A 9,119-nucleotide genomic window follows, 5' to 3' on the forward strand; every position below is an offset into this window, starting at 1 on the left:
CAGGTGGTCGCCGCGCGGGGCGGAGTTGCCGTACGGGATGCTGGTGCCGCCGGCGTAGACGGCGACGTACTGCTCGCCGTCGATCTCGTAGGAGATGGGGCTGCTGCTGATGGCGGCGCCGGTCTGCCAACGCCACAGCTCGCGGCCGTCGCGGGCGTCCAGGCAGAGCAGGTTGCCGTCGGGCTGGCCGATGAACAGCAGGCCGGAGCCGGTGGTGAGGATGCCGTTGCCGTGCGCCAGCGAGTACGGCAGGTTCCTCTTCCACCGCACCCGGTTCGTCGAGGGGTCGACGGCCACGACGCCGCCGCTCATGTACTCGCCGGGCGGGCGCAGGCCGTTGGAGGATTCGGTGAGGGAGTGGGCGGCGGCGACGTAGCCGAAGCCCGTGTATACCAGGCGGGTGCTGTGGCTGTAGGACTGGTGGCTCCAGTCGGCGCCGCCGCCGTGGCCGGGGATGGTGAGGATGGGTTCGTCCCAGTGCGGAGTGTAAAGCGGGCCAATCTTGTAGTTGGGCACGGCCCGGTGCGGCGCGCCGGGTACCTCGGTGCCAAGCGGCTGCCGTACCGGGATCTGCTCGGTCCAGCCGCCCTGGCGCGGGAAGGGCTGGGTGGGCCAGGTCTTCTGCCGGGGCTCCTGCGGCACGGGCCGCTCGTCGATGCCCAGCGGGGCCGAGCCGTCGGCGCGGTCGAGGATGTAGTACATGCCGGTTTTGCTGCCGTAGACGACGAGCTTGCGCGTGCGGCCCTGAATCTTGGCATCCAGCAGGACGGGTGCCATAACGTTGTCCATGTCCCAGATGTCGTGGTGGATGGACTGGAAGTGCCAGCGGTACGCGCCGGTCTTCAGGTCCATGGCCACCAGGGAGTTGGCGAACAGGTTCTGGCCGCCACGCTCGGAGCCGTCCTGTGAGGACTTGTTGCCCCTGGCGTTGCCGAACGTCCAGTAGACGAGACCCAGCTTCGCGTCGATGGCGCAGTGCATCCACGGCGTCGCGCCGCCGCTCTGCCAGGAGTCGCCTTCCCAGGTGCCGCCGCCGATCTCGCCGGGCGCGGCCGTGCCCCAGAAGTGCCAGACCAGGTCGCCGCTCTCGGCGTCGAAAGCGAGCGCGGCGCCACGTGGGCCGTCGTTGGTGCCGCAGTAGAGCATGCCGTCGTGGTACGTGACCGCGACCTTCTCCAGATTGCCGTACCCGTTGTGCTGCCGTTCCCAGAGCACCTGGCCCGTTCGCTGGTCGAGTGCGATCAGCCAGTTGCCGTTGGCGCAGGTGTAGACCTTGCCTGCGCCGACCGCCACCCCGCGCCGGGTCACCGTGCCGCGCGTCTGGGCGTACTTCCAGATCGTCGCGCCGGTACGCCCGTCAACGGCGACGACGTTGCCCAGCGCCGACTCGATGTAGAGCACGCCGTTCACGGCCACAGTGCTGCTCTGGCTGTTGCCCTCCGCGAGCCCGCCCTCGATGTGGTTCAGCCACGCGGCCCGCAGCCGCCTGATGTTGCCGCGGTGCACCTGGTGCAACTCGCTGTAGTTCTGGTTGGCGAGGTTGCCGCCGATTTTCGGGAAGTCCCGGTCGGCGCGACGGGTGGCCGCGGAGGCCGGGGGTTGCTGGGATCCCGCGAGCGCGACGGCGGCGACGGCCCCCGCGAGTAACTCTCGTCGATGAACCATGGCTATCCTTCCGGAGCGTTACAGGCCGAGATAGATGCGCCGGACCTGGGGGTCGTTGCTCAGCTCTGCCGAGGTGCCGCGGGCGGCGATCTCGCCGTTCTCCATGACCAGACAGGAGGTGGTGACGTCGAAGGTGAGTTTGGCGTTCTGCTCGACGAGCAGGATCGCCAGCCCGGCGGCGTTGAGCTTCTTCAGCACGCCGGCGATGTCGCCCACAAGTTTCGGCGACAGTCCCATGGAGGGTTCGTCCAGCAGCATGACCTTGGGCCGGCACATCATGGCGCGGCCCACGGCCAGCATCTGCTGCTGGCCGCCGGACAGGGCGCCGGCCAGGCGATGGCGCATCTCTGCAAGCACTGGGAACAGCTCGTACACCTCGTTGATCGGGGCGTGTTTCCAGCTTCTGGTGTATGCGCCGAGCAGCAGGTTCTTCTCCACGGAGAGCCCGGAGAAGACGTGCCTGCCCTCGGGGACGTAGCCGATGCCGTGCCGAACCAGGGTATGGGCGGGCGCGTGGAGCAGGTCGTGCTCGCCGAAGCGGATGATCCTGGCCTGACGGGGCGCCAGGCCCATTACCGCCTTGAGAGTGGAGGTCTTGCCCGCGCCGTTGGCGCCGATGATGCCGAGTGACTGGCCGGGTCCGACGGTGAAGGAGACGTCGTGGGCGGCGCGGACGCCGCCGTAGTGGACCGAGAGGTCTTCGACGGTGAGGGTGGTCATCGGGTCGCCTCCTCGGCGGCGGCCTCGGCGGTCTCCTCGGTGGGAGCGGACATGGAGTCGCCGAGGTAGGCGGCGACCACGTCCGGTTGCACGGCGACCTCGGCCGGGCGGCCGTCGGCGATCACCTTGCCATTGGACAGCACGGTGACCTGGTCGCACAGGGACATGACCAGGCCCATGTTGTGCTCGATGATGATCACGGTGATGCCCGAATCCCTGATGGAGCCGACGATCTCGGCAAGTTGGCGCACCTCTTCGCCGTTGAGCCCAGCGGCCGGCTCATCGAGCAGGAGCAGGGTGGGGGACATGGCCATGGCGCGGGCCAGTTCGATACGGCGCTGGATGCCGTAGGGCAGCGAGCGCGGCTCGGCGCCGGTGACGTCGGCGAGCCCGAACCGCTCGATGAGCTGCCCGGCCCGCGCGTGCAGTGCCCGCTCGTACCGCAGCACCTTCCAGGGGAGTGCCGGGTAGCGCCAGATCCACCTGGTCCTGGTGCGGTCCAGGCCGAGGAGCAGGTTCTCTCGCACGCTGAGGTCCTCGAACAGGCGCAGGTTCTGGAAGGTGCGGGCGACGCGGCGCTGGGCGAGCTGGTACGGCGCCATGCCGGTCACCTCGTTACCGCGCAGCACCACCGATCCTTGGCTGGGGGTGTAGATGCCGCTGATCACGTTGAACAGGGTTGTTTTTCCCGACCCGTTGGGGCCGACGATGCCGCGGATCTGCCCTTCGGGGACGGTGAGTGTGACCTCGTCGAGCGCGACCAGGCCTTTGAACCGCATCGTGAGCTCCCGGATCTCCAGTGCGGCTCCCTCAGCGGCGACTCTCGCGACGTCGTAGGGCCGAAATGGGCCAAGCTGGGCGCGCGAGCCGCTCTTGTGCCGCCGCAGCAGGACTCTGATCTGGCCTGGCAGGCCCGCCAGCCCCTTGGGTGCGAACACCACCACCAGTACGACCACCAGGCCGTAGCCGAGCTGAGCGTAGCCGGAGGCGTCCAGCAGGGCCTCCCTGACCAGAGAGAGTGCGACGGCGCCGACGACGCAGCCCAGGATGCTGGCCCGGCCGCCGATGATGACCATGGCCAGCAGCAGGAACATGTTGGCGATGTTGAAGGATTCGGGGGCGACGAAGCGGATGAGCCCGGCGTACAGGATGCCGGCCAGGCCGCCGTACAGGCCGGACAGCACGAAGGCGGTCATGCGCAGCAGCGGGATCTCCGCGCCGAGCGACCCGGCGGCCAGGTCGTCATCGCGCATCGCGCGCAGCCGGCGACCCAGCGGCGAGCGGGTGACCAGCAGCGCGAACGCCAGCGCCACGGCGAAGACGATCAGCTCGACGTAGTAGAAGAGGTAACCGCTGGACAGGTCGATTCCGAACATCGGCGGCACGGGGATGTCGCTGATGCCCTCGGCGCGGCCCGCGATGTGGGCGTTGGTCACCCAGTTGGTGAAGGCGAGCGCCAGTCCGAGGGTGACGATGCCGAGGTAGTGCGACTGCATGCGCAGCGCAGGGACGCCCACCAGCACGCCGAACACCACGGCCGTCAGCAGAGCCAGCACCGAGGCGGTCCAGAAGCCGAGCCCGGCCTGCGTGGTGAGGATGGCCACCGTGTACGCGCCGACGCCGAAGAAGGCGACCTGAGCCAGGTTGATCTGCCCAGCCACCCCCATGGTCAGGCCGAGGCCGATGGCCAGGATCGCGAAGATGATCGCGACGTCGGCGACATGGATGGCGTAGCCGCCAAGGCCGTAGGGCAGCAGCCAGGCCGCCACCGCCACGGGAACGAGCCAGATCAGGCGTTTCCTGCGCGGTTCAAGCCAGGTCAGGAGTCTCATGCGCGGTTCACCGTTGCCTCTCCGAAGATGCCGGTGGGGCGGATCATCACGATGACGGCGAAGACCAGGAAGGTGACCAGCTCGGAATACTCCTGGAAGTTGCCGGCGGCGAAGGAGTCCAGCAGGCCGAAGGCCAGGCCGCCGACGATCGCGCCGGGCATGCTGCCGAACCCGCCGAGCATGGCCGCGGCGAAGCCCTTGATGCCCAGGGTGCCGCCCATGGTCGGGTTGACGTACAGCATGGGGCCGATCAGGCCGCCGGCCAGCGCCGCCAGGCCCGCGCCGATCGCGAAGGCCAGGGCGTTGCTGCGGCCGACGTGGATGCCGACCGCGGTGGCCGCCTGGTGGTCCATGGCCGCCGCCTGCATGGCCGCGCCCCGCTTCGTACGCTGCAGGAACAGCGCCAGCAGCCCGGTCGCGACCGCGGCCACGGCGATCACCAGCAGGCTGTAGGTGGGGATGCGCACGCCGGCCAGGTCGATCGGCGCGGTGGAGACCGGAGAGGGCACTGCGTGCCCGGCGGCACCCCAGACGAGCACCGCCCCGGCCTCCAGGACCGCGCCGAAGCCGATCGTGCCGATCAGCATCAGCGTGAAGTCCTTGTTCTCCAGCGGGCGCAGGAAGCGCTCAATGAGTAGGCCGATCAGCGCGGTGACCGCGATGGCCACGATGATCGCCACGGCGAAGGGCAGCTTGCTGGCCATGTAGAAGGTGGAGGCGGCGTACGCGCCGATCATCACCACGCTGCCGTGGGCGAAGTTGACCAGCCCCATCGTCCGGTAGACGATCGAGAAGCCCATCGCCACCAGCGCGTACACCGCCCCGAACGTGATCCCGCCGATCAGGGTCTGAAGGAAGACCTGCACGTCAGCTCGCGACCTCGGGGACGACCTTGCCGTCCTTGACCAGGCCGATCTTCGTCTCGTGGATGCCGACGCCGTTGGCATCGTAGTTGTAGTCGCCCAGCAGGCCCGCGCGCTTGACGCCGCGGATGGCGTCGGCCAGCTTCTGGCCGCCCGCGCCGCCCGTCTGCTTCAGTGCCTCGACGAGGATGGAGGCGCCGTCGTACGCCTTGGCCACGTGCATGCGGGCCTCCTCGTGGTAGGCGGCCTTGTACTTGGCGGCGAACGCCTTGATCGGCTCGCTGGCCTCGTTGCTGAGGTAGGGGGAGCTGACCACGGTGCCCTCGGCGTTCTCCAGGCCGGCGGTGGTGGCGTACACGTCGGTGCCGACCGGGGCACCGCCGGCGAGGAGCGCTTTGATGCCGAGTTCGCGGGCCTGCTTGGCGATCAGCCCTGACTGGACCTCCTCGGCGCCGATGAACAGCACCTCCGGGTCCTGCTCGCGGATCTTGGCCAGATTGGCGTTGAAGTCCTTCTGGTCGGGGGTGACGACCTCGTCGGCCAGCGGGGTGAGGCTCCTGCTCTTGAGCGAGGCGAGGAAGGCGTCGTGCTCGCCGGCCCCGTACGCGCCGTTGTTGCTGATCATCGCGATTTTCTTCATGCCCTTGTTGTCGACCAGGTACTTGGCCAGGGTTTCGTCGAAGGTGACGCTGGTCGGCGCGTTGAGGAACAGGAACGGGCTCTTCAGCTCCGCGAGCTTGGGGGACTGGCCCGAGGTGATGTTCGGGATCTTGGCGTCTTTGAGTATCGGTGCCATGGCGAGGGTGACGGCGCTCTCGGCGGTGCCCAGCATGGCGACGTAGCCCTCGGCGGAGATCTTCCTGGCCACGTTGGTGCCGACCGTCGGGTCTCCCTGGCTGTCGAACAGGTCCAGCTTGATATGCCGCCCGTTGATGCCGCCGGCCTTGTTGGCCTCGTCGATGGCGAGCTTGACGCCCTTGTGCTCCCACTGGCCCAGCGAGCTGAGCTGGCCGCTCTGCGCGTTGACGTTGGCAATCTTGATGGGGCCGGTGGCGCTCGCCTCGGTGCTTCCCGACGGGCCGGGGGGTGCGCAGGCGGCGAGCGCCATGAGGGCCGCCGCCGCGATGAGGAATCTCGTGAAACGCACGGTTCACCTCGTAGGGGGTAGGTGAGACTTAATTCACGGACTAGTACGTTCGTTATAACGTCATGATGAGGCTCGGGGAATATCGAACCTACAACGGTTTCGGCCCGGTCAGTCGATGAAGAGGCCCTGGTAGATGTCCTTGATGTTCCAGTGGCCCGGCGTCGGCACCGGTTCGTTGACCATGGGGACGTCGATCACGGCGGGCCGTCGGTTCGCGATGGCCTCGCGTAGCGCCGTTCCGAGGTCGGAGGGTGTGGCGACGGTGTGACCGTCGGCGCCGCAGGCTCGGGCGAGTGAGGCGAAGTCGGGGCTGTACGGGTGGCCGGCCGGATCGGCGAAGTCGCAGCCGTAACTGCGGCCGTAGTGCGCCGACTGCAGGTCGGAGATTGTACCGTGCGAGCGATTGTTCATCACGACGAACACGACAGGCGCGTCCTGTTCGACCGCCATGGGCAGCGCGGGAAGCTGGGCGCTCATGCCGCCGTCGCCGATGAGCGCGATCACCGTCCTGTCCGGCTCGGCCAGTTGCACGCCGATGGCGGCGGCCGGGCCGAAGCCCATGGTGGAGGCGCCTCCCGGGGTGATGAAGCGGCCCTCGGCGGGCAGTTCGTAGCACTGGGCGACGCCGTTCTTGTTCCAGCCGACGTCGGTCACCAGGACCGCGTCCAAGGGCAGGGCCTCCCTCAGGTCCTTCAGGATGCGTTCGGGCCGGAGTGGGAAGTCCTCGCTTCCGCCACGCTCCTGACTGGCCGTGAACAGCTCCGATCGGGCCTCCAGGATCTGTTTGCGCAGCTCGGGCCTGCTGCGTGCCGGATGTGACGCGGCGGCGACGGCGATGGCCTGGACCGCGAGCCGGACGTCGGCGACGGCGCCGATCTCCGCCGGGTAGTTGCGGCCGAGCTCCGCAGGGTCGATGTCGATCTGGATGAGCGTGTTGCCGGAGAAGTCCCAGGTGAAGCGGGGATCCCAAGAGCTGGCGTCGGTCTCGGCGAAGCGGGTCGCCAGCGCGAGCACCACGTCCGCCTCGCGGGCATATGTGTTGGTCAGCTCCAGGCCCCAGAACCCGGGCATCCCGAGGAGCAGGGGGTGCGCGTCGGGCACGGTGCCCTTGGCCATGAGCGAGTGGGCGATGGGGATGTCGAGGTGCTCGGCCAGCCACCTCAGGGCCTCGGTGTCCTCACGCAGACCGCCGCCGACGTAGATGAGCGGCTGCTCGGCGGCGGCCAGCCGGGCCGCGATCAGCTCCGCGGTGGCCTGGGGCAGGCCGGGCGAGGCGGCTTGGCTGATGGCAGGGAAGGGCTCGGCGGGCCGGGAGAACACGTCCATCGGCACGTTGACCAGTGTGGCGCCCGGTCGGCCCGAGGTGGCGGTCCAGAAGGCGCGCTCGACGAAGCGGCCTACGTCCTGGGCCCGGTGCACGTTCCAGGCCCGTTTGACGAAGGGCCGGAAGACGCTTGCCTGATCAGCGTCGGCGTGCAGATTGATCTCCTGGTGGGGGTGCCTGCCATGGTAGTAGGAGGGAATGTCGCCGGAGATCACCACCATCGGCACCGAGTCCAGGGCCGCGGTCATGACACCGGTGGCGGCGTTGGTCAGGCCGGGACCCACGTGCACGAGCAGCACGCCGGGCTTGCCGGAGACGCGGGCGTAGCCGTCGGCGGCGTGCGCGGCGGCCTGCTCATGGCGGGCGATGACGAAGTGGATGCGGCTGTCGGCCAGTGCGTCCAAAACGGCGATGTTGGTGTGGCCGCAGGTGCCGAAGACGTGTTCGACGCCGAGTTCCTCCAGTTGGGCGACGAGGGCATGGGCGGCGGTGCCGGATTTCGTGACAGTCACTGGTCTCCCCAGATGGACAGGCCCTTGAGCAGGAGCGTCTTGGTCACGGTGAAGTCCTCGATCATCCAGCGGGGCGACTCGCGGCCGATGCCCGAGTCCTTCACCCCGCCGAACGGGACGTGGTCGAGGCGGAAGTTGGAGGAGCCGTTCACGACCAGGCCGCCGACTTCCAGCTCGCGCCAGGCGGTGATGATGCGGCGTACGTCGCGGGTGAACAGCCCGGCCTGCAGCCCGTACGAGCTGCGGTTGCACTCCGCGAGGAGCTCGTCGAAATCGTCGTAGGGAAGCACGGTCACCAGCGCGCCGAAGACCTCATCGCGCACGACTCGAGCCTCGGCGGGCGGAGCGACGACGACGGTCGGCGCCATCACCGCGCCCTCCCGCGTGCCACCGATCGCCACCCGGGCGCCCTGGCCGGCCGCCTCGGCGGTCCAGCGGACCACCCGCTCGGCCGCGTCGTCGTCGACCATCGAGCCGACATCGGTGGCAGGATCCAGCGGGTCTCCCACGACCAGAGTCTTCACCTCCGCGGTCAGCGCGTCGGCGAATTCCTCGAACCGGTCGCGCTGGACATACACCCGCTGCACCGAGATGCAGCTCTGCCCCGAGTTGCTGTAGCCGGTACGGGCGCACACCCGCGCAGCGGCAGCCACGTCGGCGTCCTCGCAGACGATGGTCGCGGCGTTCCCGCCGAGTTCGAGCATCACCCGCTTCGGACCGGCGGCGTGCGCGACAGCGTGACCGGCCGTGACGCCACCGGTGAAGCTGACCACGGCGATCTCCGGCGCAGCGCACAACTGCGCGCCCACGTCACCGCCCCCGTGCAGGAGCTGCACCGCCTCCACCGGCATGCCCGCCTCGAGCAGGAGCCGCACCAAGGCCGTGGAGCTCGCGGGCGCCTGTGGCGGCGGCTTGACGATCGTGGTGTTGCCGGCCGCGAACGACGCCGCCAGCTTGTGGGCCAGCAGATTCGCAGGCGCGTTGAACGGGGTGATCGCCAGGACCGGCCCCGCGGGGGCACGCTGGGTGAGCGCGGTGTTCCCCACTCCCCGGCCC

The 9,119-nt window shown here is 69.0% G+C and carries 7 protein-coding genes; all 7 read right to left on the minus strand.

The features are described 5' to 3' along the window. Positions 1-1,665 (minus strand): pyrroloquinoline quinone-dependent dehydrogenase (locus GUY59_RS44415; protein WP_161715049.1); only part of this gene is annotated, 1,665 nt, incomplete at its 3' end. 18 nt (positions 1,666-1,683) lie between these two features. After that, positions 1,684-2,385 carry an ABC transporter ATP-binding protein gene (locus GUY59_RS44420; protein ID WP_138208216.1) on the minus strand — a complete coding sequence of 234 codons (702 nt, stop codon included), beginning with the start codon at positions 2,383-2,385 and terminating at the stop codon, positions 1,684-1,686. Further along, entirely contained in the window at positions 2,382-4,217 is a 1,836-nt protein-coding gene (locus GUY59_RS44425) for a branched-chain amino acid ABC transporter ATP-binding protein/permease (protein WP_138208215.1), read from the minus strand. Before GUY59_RS44425 ends, GUY59_RS44420 begins: the two co-directional genes overlap by 4 nt. After that, the gene (locus tag GUY59_RS44430; RefSeq protein WP_161715050.1) at positions 4,214-5,083 is read right to left on the minus strand and encodes a branched-chain amino acid ABC transporter permease; all 870 of its coding nucleotides are present in this window, start codon (positions 5,081-5,083) and stop codon (positions 4,214-4,216) included. Before GUY59_RS44430 ends, GUY59_RS44425 begins: the two co-directional genes overlap by 4 nt. Before the next feature lies 1 nt (position 5,084). Continuing rightward, complete coding sequence (locus tag GUY59_RS44435; protein ID WP_138208213.1) at positions 5,085-6,227, minus strand: ABC transporter substrate-binding protein; 1,143 nt, start codon at positions 6,225-6,227, stop codon at positions 5,085-5,087. 108 nt (positions 6,228-6,335) lie between these two features. Beyond that, a complete protein-coding gene (locus GUY59_RS44440; protein WP_138208212.1) occupies positions 6,336-8,063 on the minus strand; it encodes a thiamine pyrophosphate-binding protein in 1,728 nt (575 codons plus the stop codon). Then, a partial coding sequence (locus GUY59_RS44445) for an aldehyde dehydrogenase family protein (RefSeq protein WP_138208211.1) occupies positions 8,060-9,119 on the minus strand: 1,060 nt, incomplete at its 5' end. The genes GUY59_RS44440 and GUY59_RS44445, both read right to left, overlap by 4 nt.

It is taken from the genome of Nonomuraea sp. K271 (assembly GCF_009908215.1).
GTDB lineage: Bacteria > Actinomycetota > Actinomycetes > Streptosporangiales > Streptosporangiaceae > Nonomuraea > Nonomuraea longispora.